The 22,618-nt window shown below is 55.6% G+C and carries 14 protein-coding genes; 10 read left to right on the plus strand and 4 right to left on the minus strand.

Annotated features, from left to right (window positions below; all coding sequences use genetic code 11):
* Positions 1–642: 642 nt before the first annotated feature.
* Positions 643–1,311: a DNA-binding response regulator gene (locus MYS68_RS07415; RefSeq protein WP_248925220.1), complete on the minus strand. Its 669-nt coding sequence runs from the start codon at positions 1,309–1,311 to the stop codon at positions 643–645.
* 319 nt (positions 1,312–1,630) lie between these two features.
* Between MYS68_RS07415 and MYS68_RS07420 the strand changes: the two genes are divergently transcribed.
* From MYS68_RS07420 to MYS68_RS07455, 8 genes are all read left to right on the plus strand, one after another.
* Positions 1,631–4,630 carry a discoidin domain-containing protein gene (locus tag MYS68_RS07420; protein ID WP_248925221.1) on the plus strand — a complete coding sequence of 1,000 codons (3,000 nt, stop codon included), beginning with the start codon at positions 1,631–1,633 and terminating at the stop codon, positions 4,628–4,630.
* Between the two features lie 72 nt (positions 4,631–4,702).
* Complete coding sequence (locus MYS68_RS07425; RefSeq protein ID WP_248925222.1) at positions 4,703–5,551, plus strand: helix-turn-helix transcriptional regulator; 849 nt, start codon at positions 4,703–4,705, stop codon at positions 5,549–5,551.
* A 39-nt stretch (positions 5,552–5,590) separates the two neighbouring features.
* The gene (locus MYS68_RS07430) at positions 5,591–7,918 is read left to right on the plus strand and encodes a glycoside hydrolase family 95 protein (protein WP_248925223.1); all 2,328 of its coding nucleotides are present in this window, start codon (positions 5,591–5,593) and stop codon (positions 7,916–7,918) included.
* A 363-nt stretch (positions 7,919–8,281) separates the two neighbouring features.
* Positions 8,282–10,156 carry an alpha-L-fucosidase gene (locus MYS68_RS07435; protein WP_248925224.1) on the plus strand — a complete coding sequence of 625 codons (1,875 nt, stop codon included), beginning with the start codon at positions 8,282–8,284 and terminating at the stop codon, positions 10,154–10,156.
* Between the two features lie 137 nt (positions 10,157–10,293).
* Entirely contained in the window at positions 10,294–11,484 is a 1,191-nt protein-coding gene (locus tag MYS68_RS07440) for an oxalate decarboxylase family bicupin (protein ID WP_248925225.1), read from the plus strand.
* 230 nt (positions 11,485–11,714) lie between these two features.
* Positions 11,715–14,027 (plus strand): helix-turn-helix domain-containing protein, encoded by a 2,313-nt coding sequence (locus MYS68_RS07445; protein ID WP_248925226.1) that lies wholly within the window; start codon positions 11,715–11,717, stop codon positions 14,025–14,027.
* A 649-nt stretch (positions 14,028–14,676) separates the two neighbouring features.
* Positions 14,677–15,966, plus strand: coding sequence for a Gfo/Idh/MocA family protein (locus MYS68_RS07450; protein WP_248925227.1), 1,290 nt, complete (start codon positions 14,677–14,679; stop codon positions 15,964–15,966).
* Positions 15,967–16,118: 152 nt separating this feature from the next.
* Positions 16,119–17,630 (plus strand): hypothetical protein, encoded by a 1,512-nt coding sequence (locus MYS68_RS07455; RefSeq protein WP_248925228.1) that lies wholly within the window; start codon positions 16,119–16,121, stop codon positions 17,628–17,630.
* Between the two features lie 144 nt (positions 17,631–17,774).
* Here MYS68_RS07455 and MYS68_RS07460 read toward each other — a convergent pair.
* Both MYS68_RS07460 and MYS68_RS07465 read right to left on the minus strand, forming a co-directional pair.
* A protein-coding gene (locus MYS68_RS07460; protein ID WP_248924449.1) for an IS1182 family transposase occupies positions 17,775–19,132 on the minus strand; the annotation gives its coding sequence in 2 pieces (ribosomal slippage) (positions 17,775–18,568 and positions 18,568–19,132; 1,359 coding nt in all).
* Between the two features lie 116 nt (positions 19,133–19,248).
* Positions 19,249–20,103, minus strand: a complete 855-nt coding sequence (locus tag MYS68_RS07465; RefSeq protein WP_248925229.1) for a sugar phosphate isomerase/epimerase family protein — start codon at positions 20,101–20,103, stop codon at positions 19,249–19,251.
* A 210-nt stretch (positions 20,104–20,313) separates the two neighbouring features.
* Between MYS68_RS07465 and MYS68_RS07470 the strand changes: the two genes are divergently transcribed.
* Both MYS68_RS07470 and MYS68_RS07475 read left to right on the plus strand, forming a co-directional pair.
* Positions 20,314–20,661 carry a cupin domain-containing protein gene (locus MYS68_RS07470; RefSeq protein ID WP_248925230.1) on the plus strand — a complete coding sequence of 116 codons (348 nt, stop codon included), beginning with the start codon at positions 20,314–20,316 and terminating at the stop codon, positions 20,659–20,661.
* A 44-nt stretch (positions 20,662–20,705) separates the two neighbouring features.
* Positions 20,706–21,833 (plus strand): alginate lyase family protein, encoded by a 1,128-nt coding sequence (locus MYS68_RS07475; protein WP_248925231.1) that lies wholly within the window; start codon positions 20,706–20,708, stop codon positions 21,831–21,833.
* Positions 21,834–22,075: 242 nt separating this feature from the next.
* Here MYS68_RS07475 and MYS68_RS07480 read toward each other — a convergent pair whose 3' ends face one another.
* Positions 22,076–22,588, minus strand: coding sequence for an acyl-CoA thioesterase (locus MYS68_RS07480; RefSeq protein ID WP_248925232.1), 513 nt, complete (start codon positions 22,586–22,588; stop codon positions 22,076–22,078).
* Positions 22,589–22,618 lie beyond the last annotated feature (30 nt).

The raw sequence follows: 22,618 nt of genomic DNA on the forward strand, positions 1-22,618 counted from the left end.
CCGAGGTTTGAAGCGACTTGCAAGGCAATAGCGGAACTCAGGTGCGCAAACGGAGGGTTGAAGCGACTTGCAAGGTAATAGCGGAACTCAGGTGCGCTAACCAAGGGGTGAAGCTGCTTTTTCCAGGAATAGAGGAACTGAGGTGCACTATTATCCCATTTTTCGGACAAAAGTGGTAATTTGACTGGAAATAGAGGAATATAGTTCCTCTATTTCGTTGATGGCCTTTTATTTAGTTCAAATAGCGCACTACAGTTCCGCTAATTCTTGGTGCTCGCCACTTATATCGTGCCACAGCAAACCAAACCAGCGACAGAAGCGACAGAGAAGCAGTTACACCATAGCAATTACTACAAAGCAATCACGCCAAAACAATCACACAAGAGCAGTCACACAAGAGCAGTCACACAAGAGCAGTCACACAAGAGCAGTCACACAAGAGCAGTCACACAAGAGCAGTCACGCCAAAACAATTACACCAGAGCAGTCACACCAGAGCAGTCCAACCCACCTTAAATCGATCGTCACCCAACCCATCCTGGGCAGCACCCGACTCACTCCATATGTCCACCCTCGAAGTTTCCCACCCGGTAAGTCCGCACAAAGGTGCGCATCGGATTCTCTATTTTCACTATCACCGAGTTAAAGGAAGTACCTTTTCCCGTGGGGGTTCAAACGGTACGAGCGGATGCGCTCTGTGCCCGAAGCAGGGAGCAGTACTCGCCGTTTGGCGAGAACATGCAGCAGTTCCCTGGCATAACGGACGCTGATGCCGAGGCGGAAGCTTACATCTCTGGGTGTGACGGAGTCATGGCATTGAACGGCGAGGCGTATGATCTCCTTCTCCTTGAAGCTGAGCTCAAGGTCGGCCGCGCCTTGTTCACCGAACCATCTGCCGAGCAGCTGTTGAACGATTTGCTGGCACCGGCGGGGCTTTTCCCGAATATCGTCGTAGGCGAAGCGGATGACCATCCATCCGTCCAACACAAGATGATTTTGCCGGATCAACTGGTCGGCGAATTGCCATCTGCTGATGTCGCGGCTGTGCGGGCCGTACCCGTCGATTTCGAAGCATGCCTTCAAAGGGCCGCGGATATACGCAAAATCAAGAAACCGCGTTCCGTCCCGAAAATCGCGAACTTCACATTCCGGATGCAGATAGTCAAAGTGCCCTACGGCAGGCCACCATACTTGCTCGAGGAACAGTTTTTCGGCATGATCGTGCCCTTCCTGAAGGCGCCTCAAGCTCTCTCCCGAACGTTCCGCTTCATGTAATCGCATAAATGCCTCGTAATCCGCTTCAAAATGCATCGATTTTCCTCCCCGTGTAGTAGTTCAAAGTAACGACGAACGATCGTGGCGGAATTTCCCGCACAAGCAAAAAGCCGCCAGGACTCCTCTCAGGAATCCGGCGGCGTGGGCTTCACGACACGAGACGAAACATCGTTTTTTTCATTGTACAGAAACGAATTCAGACATGCAATATTGCCATGATACACCGCCGGGTCGAATCCTTCACGCATCGTAAATTATCATATGCATGCGTAAATAAACGTAATTACCGTCCGGCTCCCAAGCGTTACGATAAAGATACGGTTCTGTCCGAATTGAATATGGAAGGGTGTAATGGATGAAGGCGTTATGGAAAAAACGAACCTGTGGCGCGCTTGCAGCCCTGTTGATGGCTCTTCCGGTGCCCGATTTGGCGCCGATTGAGGGGACCGCTTATGCGGAATCCGCGAACCTGGCGCTGAGTAAAAGCGTGACGAAAAGCTCTGACACGTCATCCGGACGATCGGCCAATGCTGTTGACGGAAATACCGGCACCTATTGGCAACCGCTTTCAACCGACCGTAAGGATGACAATCACGTGTGGCTGACGGTCGATCTCGGAATGCCGCTCGCTTTTAACAAAACGGTCGTTCAATTCAGAACAAGCACGTCCGCCATCGACAAGTACACCATCCAAGCTTCCGCAGACGGCGTGAACTGGCAGGACATATATGCAAGCGGATCTGAACAAGGTGCGATACCCGCCATCGACAGCAGGAACGTGGGGATGCGCCAGGGACGTTATGTAAAGCTGGATGTAACGCTGAACGATCCGGACCGAAATTTCCAGTTGAATGAATTTGAAATTTACGATACGACGGCAAATCCTCCCGAATCCGTGCTGGAGAGTGTCTACTTTGCGGCAGCCGACGGGAGGAAGCTGGCGACTGACGATACTTTGACGATAGGGGTAGGGGGCGGGACGGTCATCTCGCTGCAAGGCGTGATGTCGGACGGCCGAAATGCCGATTTGTCGAACGCGACGGTCGAGCTGTCCAGTTCGAAGCCTGCGATAGCGGCGGTTACCGGCAGCGGCGGCATCAGCGCGATACAGGAAGGGGTAACCAAATTGACAGGCAAAATGACGGTGGGGCAGACTGCCAAAGAAACGAGCGTTTGGGTCGACGTTTACGATCCGGTGCGGAATGTCGCGGATTTCCGGCTTCGTCATCCGTCGATAACAAGGGAAATCGGACTGCCGGCGCTGCTGAATCCTGGCGATCCGCTGCCGACGATAACGGCTCAGGCCGCGGCGGACGCAGCGCTATCCGCGGAGCTCGTTCATGTCAAAACAAACCGAGTGCTTCAGCGGATTCCGGAGACGGCGCTTGCGGCAGGAGCCGAAAAGGAAATCGCTTTTGCCGAAGCATCCCCGCTCACAGCCCCGGGGCTTTACGAAATCCGGCTCAAGCTGTCATCGCCCGGAAAGCCGGACGTGTACGACAGCTTCAGTTTTACGGTGAGCGATCCGGACGCGGACCGTACGGGGCAAAGCGCTGTTGCTTTCATCGGCGATGGCGGCAGGCTCGAATATGTGCCCGATTTCAAGGGCAACCGTGTGCTTGATTTTTCGAACAGCGGGTACATGGGCGGAGGAGTGCGGCTGCCGGACGTGCAGGCGAGAGTGGTGGTGGAGCCCGGCGAGGGCGACGATACGGCCCGCATACAAGCGGCGATCGATCGGGTGTCGCAGCTGCCCCAGTCGGTGGAAGGCTTCCGCGGTGCCGTGCTGATGAAAAAAGGGACTTACGAAATAGCCGGATCGCTTCGCATTAACGCCAGCGGCGTCGTACTTCGCGGGGAAGGGCAGGGCGAGGACGGCACGACGTTATATGCCACCGGTGCGACACGCCGGGATATTTTGCAAATCGGCGGTACCCGGGGGGCCGTAACGCTCCCGGAAACGAAAACGGCGGTGGCCGATCTGTTCGTTCCGTCGGGGGCCCGCTCGTTCCACGTCGAAAATGCGGCCGGCTACAAGGTCGGGGATACGATTATCGTGCGCCGTCACGGCAGCGACCGGTGGATACATGCGCTGTCGATGGATTCGATCGTGCAGCGGCCGGGTTCGGGAGGGACGCAGCAATGGGCGCCGTTCGATCTCGATTTTGACCGCGTCATTACGAAAATCGAAGGCAATCTCATCACCGTCGATGCTCCGCTGGCCAATTCGATCGAACGCCGCTGGGGCGGCGCGGATGTGTACAAATATGACGACCAGGACCGCATCGAGCAGGTCGGCGTGGAAAATCTTCGCGTCGACGTGCAGTTCGACCCTTCGGTGACGAGCAAAACGATGGATAACGGCAGCACCGACACGCCATATTACGCAGACGAAAACCATGCGGTCAGCTTCGCGGTGCTTGGCCATGTGAAGAACGCGTGGGTGCGCGACGTCACCGGCAAACATCTGGAGCATGCGCTCGTGCAAATGGATCGCGGATCGAAATGGATCACGGTGCAGGACTGCACGGTGACCGATTTTGTCAGCATCATTACGGGCGGCCGCCGCTATGCGTTTCATCAATCGGGGCAGCTCTCGCTCGTACAGCGCAATTACGTGGAAACGGCAAGGCATGCGTTTGTCGTCGACAGCCGCATTCCCGGACCGAACGTGTTCCTCGAAGGCAAATCGAAAACCGATTTCAACACGAGCGAGCCGCATCACCGCTGGTCTGTCGGCGGGCTTTACGACAATGTGAAAAGCGATATCGCGATCCGCGACCGCGGCTGGCTCGGCAGCGGGCACGGCTGGTCGGGTGCTAACTACGTCACCTGGAATACCGAAGGAGAGCTGGTAAGCCAGCAGCCGCCAACGGCGCAAAACTATGCGATCGGCCACGTCGGCACGAAGGTAAAACCGTTCCTTCCGAACGCGGACGATCCGCGCCCGAGGAAAGACGCTTACTGGGAATCGCTCGGAGCGCACGTGCAGCCGGGCAGCCTGTATAAGCAGCAGCTGCAGGATCGTTTGGACGCGCAGGCGCTGCAAAATATCGCCCGGACACCGGTGGGCGGCGGGGCGCTCGATGTGCCTGTAATGGCGGACGATTTGCCGCTGCTGAAGGGGATCAAAATCAACGGCAAAGCGATGGAGGGGTTCAAGCCGTCGACGTTCGATTACGTCGTGCAGCTCCCGCCGGGAACCAATGCCGCTGCGCAGGTGGAAGCCCACGATATGCGCCACGATATGGAGTACATTCAGGCTTCGCACTTGTACGGCAAAGCGGTGATCATTTCGCGGGATAAAAAGGACCCTGCGAAGTCGGTCCGTTACACCGTGCGCTTCAAACCTTAACTTTATCCCGGAGCAATCTCGCGGCGCCGGCTGTCCGCCGGTGCCTAAACGACACAAGGGAGGCTTTTTCTAATGCAGGTGTTCGATGCCTCGCTTTACCAGCAGGACGCCATGAGGGACAGCCAGCTTCGGGTGCTGTCCATCGGCCGGCTTGATTTCGCCGATCCGGGCGGGCCGGATGGCCAGGAAGGCGATGCGGATTTTCGGCTGCTCGTCGTGCAGAAAGGCCGGGGAGAAATTTTGATCGGCGGCATTTACTATCCGCTTCTGGCCGGTTACTACTATTTGCTAAGCGGACACCGGCCGCACGGCTTTTTATTTAGCACCGACTCGCAGGTAATGGACGCCGCCTTGAAAATCATAGATGAGCCGTTCCGGCGGCTGATGTCGCTTTTCCCGGCGATGGGACCCTGTCAACCGAAGGAGATGGCGGAACTGCAGCGCTGCTTCGATCTGCAAACGACGGAAGGAGGACGGGTGCTGACGAAGTTTTGCCTGGATGCCGCCGTCAAGTCCGTTCTCGTGTCGATTGCACAGCGCATCGCGCCGGAGCAGCATTCGAGCCATGGCCAACTTTCCAAAGACAAGAACGAACCGCCTTTTCCGATCGCGGAATATATCCGGGAGCGTTTTTCGGAAAAGCTCACGCTGGAAGGAATCGGCCGGCATTTCGGGTTTCATCCGCATTATGTGATCAAGCTGTTCAACGACCGCATGGGCATGAGCCCGATCCAATATTTGCAGGAAGTCCGCCTGCTGAAGGCGATGGAATATTTGCAGACGACCGATATGACGGTGGCGGAAATCAGCGACCGGGTCGGCTGGACGATGTCGTATTTTTCACGGTTGTTTCACCAGCGCAAGGGGCTTTCGCCATCGCAGTATCGTAAACGGCACATGCAGACGCAAACGGTCAGCTAACTATATTTTGAGACGACGAGAAAAAGGAGATGCAGCAACGTGACGCAACAAGTGAAGGAATTAACGAACAATAACCTTCGGCTGTGGTACCGAAATCCCGCCAAAAAATGGACGGAAGCGTTGCCGCTCGGAAACGGCAAGCTGGGCGCGATGATTTTCGGCAAAGTGGAAGAGGAACTGATCCAGCTCAATGAAGATTCGGTTTGGTACGGGGGGCGGCGGGACCGGCTGCATCCCGATGCGGCGGCACATCTGCCGGAAATTCGCCGCATGCTGATGGAGGGGCAGATCGCGGAGGCGCAATATTTGGCGCGGATGGCGCTAACGCCGGTGCCGAAGTTTTTCGGGCCTTATCAGCCGCTCGGCGATCTTCAGCTGTGGTTCGAGCGCCACGGCGGAGCGTATTCCGACTATGAGCGCGAGCTTGACCTGGACACCGCCGCGGTGCGCGTGCGGTACCGGATGGGCGATGTCGCGTACCGGCGCGACATGTTTGCCAGCGCAGCCGATCAGGTGATCGTGCTGCAGTTTACCGCAGACAGGCCGGGCAGCCTGTCGTTCAGCGCGAATCTGAGCCGCCGCCCGTTTGACGGCGACGTCAATGCCGGAGATGGCCGCCTCGTGATGAGCGGCCAGTGCGGGCCGGACGGCGTGCGTTACGCCGCCTGCCTCGGCATGCACGCCGAAGGCGGCACCGTGCGCACGATCGGCAGCTTCGTCGCCGCGGAGCGCGCCGACCGCGTCACGCTCGTGCTGGCGGCGGAAACGACGTTCCGCAGCGCCGACCCTGATCGCGTCGCCCGCGAACGAGTGGAAGCGGCGCTCGCCAAAGGCGCCGAAGCGCTGTGGCGCGATCACATCGCGGAATACCAGCCGCAGTTTCGACGCACGGAGCTTGAGCTCGGCGGCGCTGAGGCAGCGTTGGCGCTGCCGACGGACGAGCGATTGGCCCGCGTGCAAGGGGGCGAGGACGATCCCGGCCTCGTCGCGCTGTATACGCAGTACGGCCGTTACTTGCTGCTCGCCAGCTCCCGGCCCGGCGGACTGCCCGCCAATTTGCAGGGCATCTGGAACGACCAGTTCAAGCCGCCGTGGGAATGCAACTATACGATGAATATCAATTTGCAAATGAACTATTGGCCGGCGGAAGTGCTCAGCCTCGCCGAATGCAGCGGACCGCTGTTCGATTTCATAGACCGTCTTATGGAAAACGGCCGCCGGACGGCGAAGGACATGTACGGCTGTCGCGGCTTTGTGGCACACCACAACTCCGATCTGTGGGCGGATACGGTGCTGAACGGACTGAACGTGAGGGCGGCCACCTGGCCGACGGCGGGGGCGTGGCTGGCGCTTCACTTGTGGGAGCATTTCCGGTACGGCGGCTCCGAGGAGTTTCTGGACCGCCGCGCTTATCCGGTTCTCAAGGAAGCGGCGCTGTTTTTCCTCGACTACATGACCACGGACAAGGACGGCTGCCTCGTTACCGGACCGTCCGCGTCGCCGGAAAACAAATATTTGCTGCCGGACGGCAGCATCGGTTACCTGACGATGGGGCCGACGATGGATGTGCAGATCATCGGCGCCTTGTTCCGCAGCTGCATCGAGGCTTCGGCGGTTTTGCGCAAGGACGAAGCGTTTGCGGATGAGCTGCGCCGCGCTTTGGAGCGCTTCCCCGAGCCCAAGATCGGAAGGCACGGGCAGCTCCTGGAATGGCGCGAGGAATACGAGGAGGCGGAGCCGGGCCACCGGCATATTTCCCATCTGTTCGCGCTTCATCCGGACGAGGCGATCGATGTGATTCATACGCCGGAGCTGGCCCGCGCCGCGCGCACGACGCTGGAGCGGCGGCTGTCGCACGGCGGTGGCCATACCGGCTGGAGTCGCGCGTGGATCATCAACTTCTGGGCGCGGCTCGGCGACGGCGAAGAAGCTCACCGCAACGTGCTGGCCTTGCTTCGCCATTCGACGAATCCGAATTTGTTCGACGAGCATCCGCCGTTCCAGATCGACGGCAACTTCGGCGGTGCCGCCGGCGTAGCCGAAATGCTGCTGCAGTCGCACGGCGGCGAGCTGCGCTTCCTGCCGGCTTTGCCCGCGGCTTGGCCGAACGGGCACATCCGAGGGCTGCGTGCCCGCGGGGCCCTGGACGTCGATCTTGCCTGGCGGGACGGCCGCCTTGCCGAAGCGGTCCTCCGCGCGCGCCGCAGCGGGATGTGCCGTATTCGCTCCTCTGAGCCGATCGCCGTCAGCAGCGGCGGCGCGGCCGTCGCGGTGCGGCATATAGAGAATGGGCTTTTCGAGTTTGCCGTCCATGAAGGAACTTCATACGTCGTCGCGTCGGCAAGAGAGCGGATTCCCTTAACGTGAAGCGAACTTTGCGGCCTATTCCAAATTGAATGAGCCAAATATAATGCAATCATACTGATCCGGTTAAAGTGTAATCTTGGTTGATGTTGGGACTGAGGCAAAAAGAAAATTTATAAATGATTTTTCATATAAATTGTTCGTTTTTTACCGTCCCAGGGTTACATGTATATGATTTTTCGTACAAATTCGTCTGGTTTACGATCTTAGTGAAACTTCTATATGATTTTTCATACAGAATCCATACGTGGAATCGTCGATAAAGCAAATCCGGAATTTTTGTTGCCGTCGGAACAAACGGATTTTAATTCAGGGATCGTCTACCGGACGGTTTTGCTAGGATAAAATAAGGGGGAACAGCCGGTTATGGCCAATCACGATGAAATATTGATGGATAACGCGGAAAACGAAACGCACAGGTATGCGGCCGGACCGGCAGAACAAAAGGATGCCGGGCATGATCGGATGATGGCCTGGTGGCGCGAGGCGCGGGTCGGCTTGTTTATCCACTGGGGACTGTATTCGGAGCTTGCGGGATATTGGAAAGGCGAGGAAGTAAAGGGAGCTTACGGCGAGCATATCATGCTGCGCGCGCAAATTCCGGTCCGCGAATACGAAGAAGTCGCCGGGCGATTCAATCCCGTCCGCTTCAGCGCCGAAGAATGGGTCAAGACGGCGAAAGACGCCGGCTTGAAGTATCTGGTGTTCACCGCCAAGCACCATGACGGATTCGCCATGTACGATTCGAAAGTATCTTCTTTCAATATAGTGGAGCGCACCCCGTTCGGGCGCGACCCGGTTGCGGAGCTGGCCGAAGCTTGCGCAAAGCACGGCATCAGGCTGTGCCTGTATTATTCCCATTCGATGGATTGGCACCATCCCGATTCGCAGGGCAATACGTGGGATTATCCGCACAATATCGGCGCCTACGATGAGGTCGAATCCTGGATCGGCGACGAGGACAAGCGGACCCGCTACGAGCGGTATCTGGAGCGGCATGCGATTCCCCAAGTGCGCGAGCTGCTGACGCAGTATGGCCCGATCGGCATCGTTTGGTTCGACTGCGGGCATAAACTGACGGAAGAGCAAGGTATTCGCTTTGTAAATGCGGTCAAAAACGAGCAGCCGCACTGCCTTGTCAACCGCCGCGTCTGGAAAGATCCGCTTGGCGATTACGGCAACTCCGGCGACAACCAGCCCCATGTCCGCGTGCCGCGTTCCGATTGGGAATCGATCGCCACGCTGAACGACTCGTGGGGGTATAAAGCGAACGACCATAATTGGAAATCGGCGCAGACCGTCATGCGGCAGCTCATCGATACGGTCAGCATGAACGGCAATTTCCTCATCAACGTAGGTCCGACGGGCACCGGAGAGTTCGATCCGACGTCGCTGAAGCTGCTCGGCGAAATCGGTGAATGGATGAAAGTGAACGGAGAGGCGATTTACGGCGCGGTGAAAAGCCCGATCGGCAAACCGCCGTGGGGCCGGTGTACCGCCAAAGGGAACAAACTGTATTTGCACATTTACGAGGCGCCGACAAGCGGCAATCTGATCGTGCCGGGGCTGCGCAGCGCTGTCAAAGCCGTTTACCTGCTGGCCGACCCGCATCGCACACCGCTGAAGCATGAGCGGCTTAACGAGGAAGACGTGCAAATCACGCTTCCGGCCGGTTTAGCGCAGCAGTATGAAATCGCCGCCGTTTTCGTCGTGGAGACGGAAGAGACGATCGAAGCGAATTCCGCAAAAAGGCTGTATGAACGCGACTACCCCAACGTGTTTGCCGCTTTCGACGGAGATCTGCACGGAATGGCGATCCGATACGATACAGGGAAAAAAGGCCGCGACTACGTCACCGGATGGTCCGCCCCGGCCGACTTCGTTACATGGCCATTCCGCGCCGCGAGCGCCGGCGATTACCAAGTGCAAATCGCCTACAGCGCGGATGCGGCGTGGGCGGGGGGCGCCTTCCGGGTAGTGGTGGCTGCCGCCAACCCCGCCTTGGGCGCTGCGTCCGCAGCCGATGCGGACTTCTCCGCCGTCCGCACCGGGGATGCGCCGGTGATCGCCTTGAGCGCCGCTGTGGAGCCGACCGGCGGCCCTTACGAGCCGCGCACATTTGATCTCGGTTCCGTACACATTCCCGCGCCGGGGCGTTACATTCTCGCCGTGAAGGCGGAGCGGATTCCCTCCGGCGCACTTATGAACCTGAAAAACGTAACGCTCACACATGTCGGATAAACCGTTATCCGACACAAGCCTCGGCAGCATACGCCGAGGCTTGTTGTTCTGTGTCCGCTTTTCGATGAGAATCGCATATCGGCCAAGCTGCCGCACATACATTCAAGTAAAACCGATAAACGGAAGGAGTTGCTGCGATGAGCGACAGGCCGCCCCGGCAGCTTCCCGTGCCGCAGCCTATAAGGGACGACGGCGCCGGGGCAACAGACCCGGGCCCCCGCGACGTCATGCGGGACCTCGAGAATCCCGATATGCTCGTTCCGCCCGCTACCGATGCGGGGCTGCTTCCCAACCTCAAATTCTCGTTTTCCGATACCCGAATGACGTTAAAGCACGGCGGCTGGTCACGGGAGATTACGGTCAGAGAGCTGCCGGTCTCGAAGACGTTGGCGGGAGTTAATATGCGGCTAACCCCAGGCGGAGTACGCGAGCTGCACTGGCACCAGCAGGCGGAATGGTCGTATATGATTTTAGGAAGCGCACGGATAACGGCGGTAGACCAGGACGGACGAAATTTTATCGCCGATGTAGGTCCCGGCGATCTTTGGTACTTTCCCCCGGGCATTCCTCATTCCATTCAAGGGCTTGAGGAGGGCTGCGAATTTTTGCTCGTTTTCGACGACGGGAGCTTCTCCGATCTTAACACGCTGTCGATCAGCGACTGGTTTGCGCATACCCCGAAAGAGGTGCTGTCAGCCAACTTCGGCGTCCCTGCGGATGCTTTTAACGACATTCCCCGGGAGCAGGTGTACATATTTCAGGACAAAGTGCCCGGTTCGCTGGAGAGCCAGCGGATTCAATCGCCATACGGAACGATTCCGCTCAGCTTCAAGCACAGCCTGCTGGCGCAAAAACCGTTTAAAACACCCGGCGGAAGCGTGCGGATTGTAGATTCCTCCAACTTTCCCATATCCAAAACCGTTGCCGCCGCGTTGGTGGAAATCGAACCGGGTGGGATGAGGGAGCTACATTGGCATCCGAACAACGATGAATGGCAGTATTATTTGACCGGTCAAGGGCGCATGACGGTGTTTGCCGGCAGCGGCGCCGCGGCTACGTTCGACTATCGGGCGGGCGATGTCGGTTATGTGCCTTTTGCTTTCGGACACTATATTCAAAATACCGGCAGCCAAACGCTTTGGTATTTGGAGGTGTTCAAAAGCGACCGGTTCGCCGACGTTTCGTTAAACCAATGGATGGCTCTGACCCCCCGCGAGCTGGTGCAGAATAATTTGCGAGTCAGCCCGGAATTTCTGGATGCGCTGCGCAAGGAAAAATGGCCGGTTGTCAAATATCCCGGATATACGGAAGGCGTGCGGCACCGGTAAGCGGCAGCGGACACCCTCGGCGGATTTACCGAGATGCACTCCGCTAAAATGTGCAGGTTAAGAAAGGTATACGCCAAGGTTATGAAAGGTTCATTTCCCTTTTGTTCCTTGCAAGGCGGTGCGGTTAATTTTGGTGCATGGAATGTTAGCCGGGGCATGATAAAATATGGAATACTACGGCAAAACCGACCAAAATGAACCGTGCTTCTTTGCAGGAAGAGGGGGGCCATATGCAGAAACGCAACTATTTGTTCAGACTGCTCGCGTTTTGTTTGCTCCTCGGCATGCTTCCGGTTATTTTTACCGGACTGATTTCGTATTCTATTTCTTCCCGCGACATCGAGCGGAAGGTGAACGAAGGCAACTCGCAAATTTTGCTGCAAACCCAGATGAGGGTCGAGCAGCTGCTCCGCAACATCGAGCTGACGACGACGCAGTTTGTCAAATCGCCGCTTGTAAGCGCATCCTTGAACGAATCGCTGACTGCGGACGATTTTAAGATGATCAACGATCTGTCTAAAGGGATGTACAATTTGCAAATATACCCCGGCATCCGAGACGTCTATTTGATCAATATTGAAAAAGACTGGATGATCCGCAACCGCGGGTTTTCCTCGTTCAGCCGGTTTGAAGATCACGACGTTTTCTTGAAGTACGGGCTATTGCCGCAACATTTGTTTTGGGTGACAAACGATTTCGGAAAAAGCGGCGGGGTCGATTCATCCGGGGACAAGCCTCCCGCCTATGTATCCAGGCTTGTGTTCAAGCTGCCGTTTCCGTTTTCGCGGAGCCGGGCGCCAAGGGCGCTGCTGGTGATGGATATAAGCAATGACGCCATTTTGGACCTTATTACGCAAAAACGGCATTCGGGCTCGTATTATTTGCTGGACGACAAGTACCAACAATTTGCCGCAGACGGAGAAACGTCGGAATTGCAGAGTAAGATCAGCCCTTCGCTCGTGGAAAAGGTGAAAAACGCAGAGGATCAAAGCGGCTCGTTTACGATGGAGATTGACGGAAGCAAATCGGTCATCAGCTACATCGTATCGCCTTACAACCGCTGGACGTACTTATCGGTCGTTTCGGTGAAGGAGTTGACTGGCGAGTCCAGGCGGATCGCCTTGATTACGCTGTATACCTGCCTCGGCGTAGTCGTCTTTGTCGCGCTTCTTGCGCTCTACGGCGGACAAAAAATGTATTCCCCGGTGCGCCGGTTGTTCGAGTTCAGCCGGGATATGGACGGGCAGGGCGCAAACGCTCCGGCGAAGGACGAGTTCGCATTTATCGAAGAGCGGCTCCGCTCGCTGTCCAGCAGCGGCAAACAGCTTCAGCAGCAGGTGCGTGGACAATTCCGGCATATGAAGGAATTTATGGTGCTCAAATTGCTTATGGGTCAGATTGACGCCGCCGAATTTGCGCAAAAATGCGTTGATTACGGGTTTCCGTCCGATTGGCGGACGCTTGGCGTGCTGACGCTGCAAATCGATACGCTGCAGGAAACGAGATTCCGGGAAAGCGACCGGGATTTGCTGATGTTTGCAATCAACAATATGGCAGGGGATTTGATTCCTCCGGCCAAGCGGTTCAGTCCGGTATTATTCGACCAATACCAGGTGACGCTGGTCGCTTGCGAAAGTGCCGATCCGGACATAGCCAGGTCGTTTTTTCATGAAATCGCGGAGCTGATCAAAGCGAAGGTGTACGAGTTTTTGCAGCTCAAGGTCAGCATCGGCATCGGCTCGCCGTTTACGAATTATTCCGACACCGCGCAGGCATACGAGCAGGGCGTTCAGGCGCTCAAGGGCCGGATGAATTTGGGGACGGACATCATTTTGCATTACGACGACGTTCGGGCAGGCAAGGAGCGCGGCGAAAACGTCGTGCCCGGGCTCAAGCTGCTGGAAGACCAGATCGTTCAAGCTTTGAAAATATGCGACCTGGACGAAACCGAACGCGTTTTCGGCGAATATCAGTCGGCGCTGCTCGGACATCATGTGAATTTTTACGAATATCAGGTATATTTACTGCAGCTCATTTCCCGCATTTTTATGCTTATTCAGGATCATGGCTCGTCCGTGCAAAAGGTGATCGGCGATCACGCGACGATGGAGCAGTTTATGACACTGGGTTCTCCCGAGGAAATACGCCGCTGGCTGACGAATAACGTGTTCGTTCAGGTGATCGGGCTGCTCGAGCAGCAGGCGGAAAAGCAATACTTGAACATCGCGAGCCAGATGATGAAGCTGATCCATGAGCATTACGGCCGGGATATTTCACTCGAATGGGTCGCCTCCGAGCTGAACTTTCATCCGGTGTACTTAAGCCGCGTGTTCAAAAAAGAAACCGGCGTCAATTTCAGCGAATATTTGACGGAATACCGGATGAACATCGCCAAATCGTGGCTGGAAACGACGAACATGAAAATATCCGAAATCGCCGAAAAATTAAGCTATATGAATGCCACCGGGTTTATCCGCACATTCCGCAAGTCGATCGGCGTGACGCCCGGCCAATATCGCGAACAGCATAGCAAAACGAAATGACTTTCACCGCCGTGAGAGTCTTTTTTGTTTGTGCGGGGAAACCCCCGGGCAAATTTGAAGGAGGAGGGCCTCAAAAGTTGATGGATGTGTACAGCGCTGAATAAGCAAAAATGAGGGAAAAAAAGCAATAATAACGTTGTTATTTTCGAAAATTTCGCCGTTTTTGCACATTGCCAAAGCGAAGGCTCTTCTAGTAAGCTATAGAAGAATTATCAGGTTTATAGTTTATGAAGTTAAGTATTTAGGTCAAGACAGCGAAATGTTAACGTGAACATGTTTCGAACCACATGCCTTTAGTTGAGCGAAACGTACCGAGTCGGATGTAGAATTTGTATATCTGGCTAAGGTTATGCTCTAGGGTTAAGCGCGAAGGCACAAGTTTGGCGGCAGCCAAACCGTGCCGCCCGGCGCAGGCAAGAGGCACGCCCCCCCCTCCCAAGGCACCGCACAAATGGTTAAGCGAGTCCGGCATAAAATTTGCTGCAAAATGCAGCAAATGCGTGCCGGACAATCGCGGACCCGAGGCACCCCAGTCTCTCCACCAGGGCGGGTCCAGGGCGCAAGCGCCTGGGGTCCCCCTTTCAGGGGGATTTAGGGGGTAGAAATCTTTTAGGGGTAGATATCTTTTAAAAGAAAGGAAACCCATCTCATGAAAAAACGCTACGCAGTTTGCGGTGTCAGCAACCGCGCCATCGGCATGTTTATCGGACCGATGCTGAAAACCTTTTCGCAGCACGCGGAACTTGTAGGATTGCTCGATGTGGATCCGCGCAGGCACGAGGTATGCAAAACGAAATTTCCGGAAACCGCTTCCGTTCCGGAGTACGGAGAAAGCGATTTCGACCTAATGGTCAAGGAGACGAAGCCGGATGTCATTATCGTTACCGGACGCGACGACACGCATGCAAGATATATCATCAAGGCGCTGGAACACGATCTTGACGTCATGACCGAGAAGCCGATGGCGACGACCGGTGCGGACTGCCGCCGCATTATGGATGCGGAGGCGCGCAGTAAAGGCAAGGTGACGGTGACGTTCAACTACCGCTACTCGCCGATCCATACGAGAATCAAAGAGATGATCCTCGAAGGCAAAGTCGGCCGCGTCACGTCCATCGATCTGAACTGGTATATCGACACGTATCATGGCGCTAGCTATTTCAAGCGTTGGAACCGCATTCGCGAAATATCCGGTGGCCTCTCCATCCACAAAAGCTCCCACCATTTCGACCTCGTCAACTGGTGGACGGGACAGAAGCCGGTCGAGGCGTTTGCATTCGGCGCTCTTAATTATTACGGTCCTAACGGCGAGCTTAATCCGAAGAAGGAAGACGGACGGTTCTGCGGCACTTGCGACGTGAAGCAGGATTGCGAATATTTTACGCGCTGGTCGACGCGCAGCAAGGACGTTGCGGTCAAGGACGACCATCTCGGCACGGTGCAAACCGGAGAAAAAGGCGGATACACCGGTTACCGCCCGGATATGTGCATTTACGATTCGGAGATCAACATCGAAGATACGTATACCGCAACGGTGCGCTATGATCAAGGCGCGCTGCTCAGCTACTCGGTCAACTTCTCCTTGCCGTACGAAGGCTACCGGCTGGCGATCAACGGTACCAAAGGGCGCATCGAGACGACGGAATATCATATGCCAAACCGCATTCCGTTCCCGATTCCGGAGCAGCAGACGATCGAGTATTACCCGCTGTTCGGCTCCAAGGAAATCATTCATGTCGTCATGCGCGAAGGCGGGCACGGCGGCGGCGATCCGGTGCTTCTGGAAGACATTTTCCTTGGCCCGGATCCGAAGCGGAAATATGCGATTCTGTCCGGCAGTCAGGACGGAGCTTACTCGATCGGCACCGGCGAAGCGGTATGGCGTTCGGTGAAGGAAGGGCGCCCGGTGAAGATCGAAGACGTGCTTCAGGTGAAATAATCGAAAAGGCAGGCGTTGATAGATGGAACATGTTCAGGGATCAGGCAGCGACTTTTTCATCCGGACGGTTCGCGAATATGCGGACCGCGTGCTGGAATACGGCCGCGACCGATACGGAAGCTATCCGACGCCGCTCTTTGCAGACGGGGTGCATGCGCAGACGCATGATCCCGTCTCTTGGCGTTCGGGGGGGGGAGACGTGGATTTTGTCCAACGGTGCGAACCAGCAAAACTGGGTGCGCACGCTCGTCGGATTATCCCGGCTTACCGGGCAGTCCGCATACGAACAGGCTGCATTCAAAGCGTTGGAGTATATGTTCGGGCAGGCAAGGTACGGCGATATGTTCAGCTGGGGCGGGCATATGGCGATAGATTTGAACACAAAGCGATCGGTCTTCGCTTCGGATAAAGGTCCGCAGCACGAGCTGAAATGCCATTACCCGTGCTACGATGTGATGGCCGAAGTGAACCTGGAAGAAACCCGCAAGTATGTGGAAGCGGTTTGGGACGGTCACGTCGCCAATTGGGCCAACCTTGAATTCAATCGTCACGGCCAGCCGAAACCGCCGCGCGAAGGCTTATCCGTGTGGGACCGCGAATACGCGGCGGAGGACGTTTTTTTCACCGGCAAAGGACTCACCTTCATCAATGCGGGAAGCGATTTGTATTACGCCGCGGCGATGCTGCATCGCCTGACGGGGGATGCGAAACCGCTGGAATGGGCGAAACGGCTTGCCCGGCGTTATGTGGAGACGAGAAATCCGCAAACCGGGCTCGGCGGTTACCAGTTCAGCATCTCCGTGCTGCCTGGCATTCGCGGCGACCGGGCGATCGATCAATTCGGGGAGCAGCTGAAAAAACATTCGCCGATCGAAGCGACGCTGTCGGTGGTGCGGCAAATCCACACGATCATCGGCGAATCCGCCTTATGCCGGATGGCGCTGGCCGATCAATTGGGCGAAGCCGGCAAGGAGTTCGGCGAGTGGGCCGTGCAGGACTTGCTCGCATACGGTGAATACGCTTACGATGCGGCAGACAATACGATCCACCCGATGCTCACGGACGGAACAAGGCTGACCGGCCTCGTGATGGAAAAAAGCGGCTACTACGGCAAGCAAGGGGACACGCTAAAGGCCGCAGCGGCCGATTTGCTGCTGCTCTGGTCTTTTGCGGCGGGTTATCGGCTGTCCCGCAACGAGCGGCTGTGGGACATTGCGCGAGCCATCGCCCGCGGAAACGGCCTGGGCGATATCGGCAGCGCGCCTACAGCCCGCGGCGGCGCAGAAAGCGCCGGTCTGTCGCAAACGGGCAGTGGCGCCGATTTGAACAGCGGCACTGAATGCGCCGATCCGCACGGGATTTTTGCCATGCTTGAGCTGCATCGGATCACGCGGAACGCAGCGTATTTGCACCTCGCCGAGCGCATCGGCAGAAATATCGTCGCGCAGCGGTATCATCATGGCTTTTTCATGCCGAGCGAACGTCACGTCTATGCGAAATTCGACCGGCTCGAGCCGGTAGCTTTGCTGCATTTGGCCGCGGAACTGGACGGAACGGGGGAGACTCAGCCGATATACTGCGGGGGCAAATCGTTTTTCGGAGCCGCGTTCGACGGTCACGGTCATGAGATCGATAACGATTTTATTTACGGTCAGACGCGGTAAAGAAATATCCGGCGTAACATCATACGAATGGCAGGGGAAGCACGCCTAAAGCGTGCTTCCTCAGATTGTTGACAAAGCCCCGGTTTTTCGGGGCTTTTGTAGGATCATTTTTTGAATTTAGCCCTAAAAATAGAAGATCGCCTCTTATCCGGCCCTTTTAGCCAGGATATTGGCGATCTTTTTAATGTTTTGACATAGTGCAGTCAGTAATGCTTGCTGCTGCACTTTGTTTCGGCCGCGGAACCGGCAGTAGCGAAGCCCATGGAGCTCTTTGGCATCCGCGAAGCTTCGCTCAATCGTCTGGTATCGTAAGCGGTAGAGATATTTGCCGGACTTGCTTCTACCGTTTTGTTTTACCCACTCTTTACTATCCTGCCATACATGCCTGGTGATGACTTTTTGGTGATTCCGGGACCGGGTACATTCTTTGAGCATGGGGCAGTTCGCACAATGATTCGGATCCGACTTATACTGTCTGTAGCCTTCGCGATCCGTTGTCGTATATTTCAATTCGTGTTTTTGTGGACATATATACACATTGTTCTCCGCATCATACTTAAATCGCCACTTAGCCATTAATCCTTTAACTGGGGTAAAGGCTCTACCTCCGATGACCGCGTATATTTTCTTGTCTTGAAGCTTTTTGCAAATGTGCGACGTGAAGTAACCTGCATCCAGTGCGACGGCTTCCAGTGTTTTTTCGAATTTAAACTTCTTGATGATATGTTCCAAACGCTCTATGTAAGGGACAGAATCGTGAACATTGCCGGCAGTGACGTGGACATCCATGATGATGTTGTATTTGTGGTCGACGGTCCGATGATCGAGATAGAAAAAGCCTTCCGGCTTACCGTCCCGCACCATATAACCGCTCTCCGGATCGGTTGTGCTTACCTTCGTTAGTTTGGTTTCTTCCACCTCCTCTCGTGGCTTTAAAGCTTTTTTCCATGAGCCTCGCGATCGGCACGAATTGCTTCGTCCAGTTCTTCCATGTAGGCCTTCGTACTCTTGGTTACTTCCTCTTGAACAAACTTTCGTTTATTCGCATTGGCCTTAAGATGAGTTGAGTCGGTGATAAGTACCCGACCGGCAACGAGACGATGTTGAATAGCAAGCAGAACGACCCGGTCGAAGATTTGTTGAAGTACATCGCCTTCTTGAAGACGTTCACGAAAGTAGCTAAGGGTGCTATGATCCGGCACGCGATCCTTGAGCCCAAGCCCCAGAAACCATCGATAAGCATTATTAGAGAAAACCTCTCTTTCCAACCGTCGTTCGGAGCGAATGCCGTCAAGATACCCGATCAATAGCATCTTGAAAAGCATGATGGGATCTGCCGAGGGACGTCCATTATCCTCGCAGTAATAAGGACGGACTAAGTCGAGAATAAAGGAAAAGTCGATATGCTTATGTACTTTACGAAGAGGATGATCTGGATGAACCAGTTCCTCGATACACACCAATTCATATTCATTTTGGACATTCGGATTAGAGCGAAGCATAGGATCCACCGCCTTAAGAGTATATTTACATTATAACATATTAACGCGGTAATTTGTTAAAGATATTGAACGAAAAAGTAGCCTGTTGGGTTTTTCAACAGGCTGGGGAAGCACGCCTAAAGCGTGCTTCCTGTTGTTTCCCACTGCTGCCGGACGAAGGCGGCCGACGGGGCGATGTTCTCTTCCTTCAGCCCTTCGAGCGAAATATGGACGTGAGGTTTATGTTTCTTAAGCAGGCTGACGAAGAGCGGGTAGTTCAAGATGCCTTGCCCGACAATAGGCGCGTATTGTTTTTTGCCGTCGGGGCCGAGAAGGACGTCTTTGGCATGAATCAGCACGGTGCGCGGTCCCAGCTTTTCGATAGCTTCGGTCATTACTTCGTCCCGGCGGTCGATGTTGTAGTCCTCCAGCAGATTGACCGGATCGATGACGACGCCGATGCTGGATGAAGGGACCTCCTCCATCATCCGGAGCATACCCGCCGTATCGTGAATCGTCAGCGAGGTGGCCGGCTCGATGGCGAAAATGACGCCCCATTTTTCCGCTTCCTCCGCAAGCTCCTCCACCGTCTCCCGCAGCGTATTCCACGCAATTTGCTCGTAACGTTCGGGCTCCTGCTCCTTGTATGTAGTGAGCTTTCCGGTCTCGGTGGCGACCATGGCCGCGCCGAACTGGCGGGCATATTTCAAATGCTCCTTGAACCGGTCGATTTCGTACCTTCTTGCTTCGCGGTCCGGGTTAATCGGGTTGATGTAGCAGCCGAGCACCGGAATGCGGACGCCGTGACGTTCGAACGTTTCCGCGATATGGTTCGCGAGCCCCGGGCTCAGCTTGCCGAGATCGGAGTCGATATCGGATATCGCTTTGGCCATCGCGAGCTGAATGGATTGAAAGCCGCCGGCCCCTACTTTTGCCGCAAGCTCCTCTAAAGGCAGTTTTCCGTAACAATGGGCTAAAATGCCGAGTTTCATTTTCTGGTGCCTCCTGTTCCGCAGCTACTGCGCGGGTATTGTCCATATCATTATACCGCTTATCGCCCTCGGCGGCACCCCTTGAATGCGATTCCGAAAATAGCTGAATTTTGCGCAACTCTCGCTGAATTTCGGGCATCGACACCGTCGTGGGCCGGGACTATAATAGACGGGAACTTGATCTGAATTCGAAAAGGGGGAACGAACGGGATGATCGTGAGAAACTTTTTGCAGGCCGAATATAAAGTAGCGCCGAGCCACAAGGGCAGCGGGGACGTGAAAAGCGTGCGTTTGTTCGACGACGGCGATTTCGAGACGAAGCTGAAATTTTTTTATTACACGGAAATTCCGCCGAAATCCTCCATCGGCTACCATAAACACGGGGACAACGAAGAGGTGTATGCGATCCTCGAAGGGGAAGGGACGATGACGGTGAACGGGGAATCCCGCAAGGTAACGGCGGGCGACGTCATTTTGAACAAGCGGGGCTGGAGCCACGGCCTGGAAAACCATTCGGATGCGCCGTTAAAAATCATCGTTTTCGAAGCGGAGATTTGAAGAGCTCATTAACGGATTATTAACAGACGGGGATGTGTTGGCTCATGGATCAATCGCAGCAGGTGAAGGAGCAGATCAAAAAGAAACTGATCGAAGGAGACCGGCCGTGGATTATAAGCAAGGCGGAGCAGGCATTGCGGACGGAGCCCCGGCACATTACCGACGAGCGGGCGGCGATGAGCGAAGGCGGTCCGCACGATTATTATTCCAACGGCGACTATTGGTGGCCGAATCCGGATACGCCGGATGGTCTTCCGTACGTTCAACGGGATGGGGAGTCGAATCCGGACAACTTTAACGCTCATCGGCTCGTGCTGCGTGAGATGCGCACGCATGTCGCACATTTGGCGGCGGCCTATGCGGTTACCGGCGAAGAAAAGTATGCGGCGCGGGCGGCACGCTGGCTGAAGGAGTTTTTCCTGGACGAGGAGACGCGGATGAATCCGCACCTGCTGTACGCACAGGCGATTCCGGGCATTTGCTCGGGACGCGGCATCGGGGTGATCGATACGCTGCATCTGATCGATGTGCCGCAGGCGGTATATGCGCTGCAAGGCTCAGCCGAATGGACGGAGGAGCTGACAAACGGCCTGAAGCGCTGGTTCGCGGATTATTTGCATTGGATGTGCACGCATACGTACGGCATTGACGAGATGAACGCGACGAATAATCACAGCGTCTGCTGGTTCGTGCAGGCGAGCGTGTTCGCGCGCTTTACCGGGAACGAGGAGAGGCTGGCTTTTTGCCGCGACCGGTACAAACACGTGCTTCTACCGGGCCAGATGGCGCCGGATGGCAGCTTCCCGCGCGAGCTGGCGCGGACAAAGCCTTACGGCTACTCGATTTTCGTGCTCGACAACATGGCGACACTGTGCCATACGTTATCTGTGCCGGGCGACGATTTATGGACGTTCGAGCTGGCGGACGGGCGCGGCATACGCAAAGGCTTCGATTATTTGTATCCGTATCTCACAGACAAAAGCAGCTGGCCTTACCCGCCGGATATCGAGCATTTTGCAGGCTGGCCGGCCCGGATATCCGGGCTGCTGTTCGCCGGGATCGGGCTTGGCAGGCCGGAGTATATTCGGTTGTTCGAGTCGTTGGAGAGGGATCCGCAGGATACGGAAGTGCGCAGGAATATCGCGGTTCGCCAGCCGGTTCTCTGGATATAAAAGTGAACCTTTGCAGCCTATTTTCGGTACTTTTGGGAGAGCCCCGGTTATCCAAAAAAATTAGCGGTGCATCAGTTCCTATGCTCCTAAGCAATAAAATAGCCGGGGCCCGGACAGACGATTGTCTGCCGGACCTCGGCTTTATTATGCCCCGCGGGCGAGCTTAAGCTTAAGAATACGGCACCCGTATTTCCCGGGCAAGCGCAAAAATCGATGCGTTTCGCCAAATCACGCCGATCCTTTTATTCCCAAGGGAAAGACGTAATTAGGTAATCGGCGAATTTCTTGCTTTCCTCCCGGCGAATACGGCGCATTTCCGCACGCTGAACGGCGGTTTCATGAAGGCGCTTCTCCTCTTCGGTTTCAGGCACCACATGGGGAACGGGCACCGGTTTTTTGTTTTCGTCCAATGCGACGAAGGTGAGGAACGACGTTGCCGCGATTTTCCGTTCGCCGCTGATCAAATCCTCGGTCATGACTTTTACAAAAACTTCCATCGAACTTTTTCCGGTCCACGTCACAAACGATTCCAATGATACCGAATCCGTCGGACGAATCGGGGACAGGAAGTCAACCGAGTCGGTCGACGCCGTGACGACGGAGCGGCGGCAGTGCTTGGAGGCGGAAATGGAGGCGATGTCATCGATATACGCCATCAGTTTGCCGCCAAACAGCGTGTTGTGGTTGTTGACGTCGGTAGGGAATATTCTGGATGTTTTGTAGCAGCGGGATTGTTTGACAAACCGGGTTTCCATAGTATCTTCCTTTCGGCGGTTTAAATATAG

The organism is Paenibacillus hamazuiensis (assembly GCF_023276405.1).
Taxonomy (GTDB): domain Bacteria; phylum Bacillota; class Bacilli; order Paenibacillales; family NBRC-103111; genus Paenibacillus_AF; species Paenibacillus_AF hamazuiensis.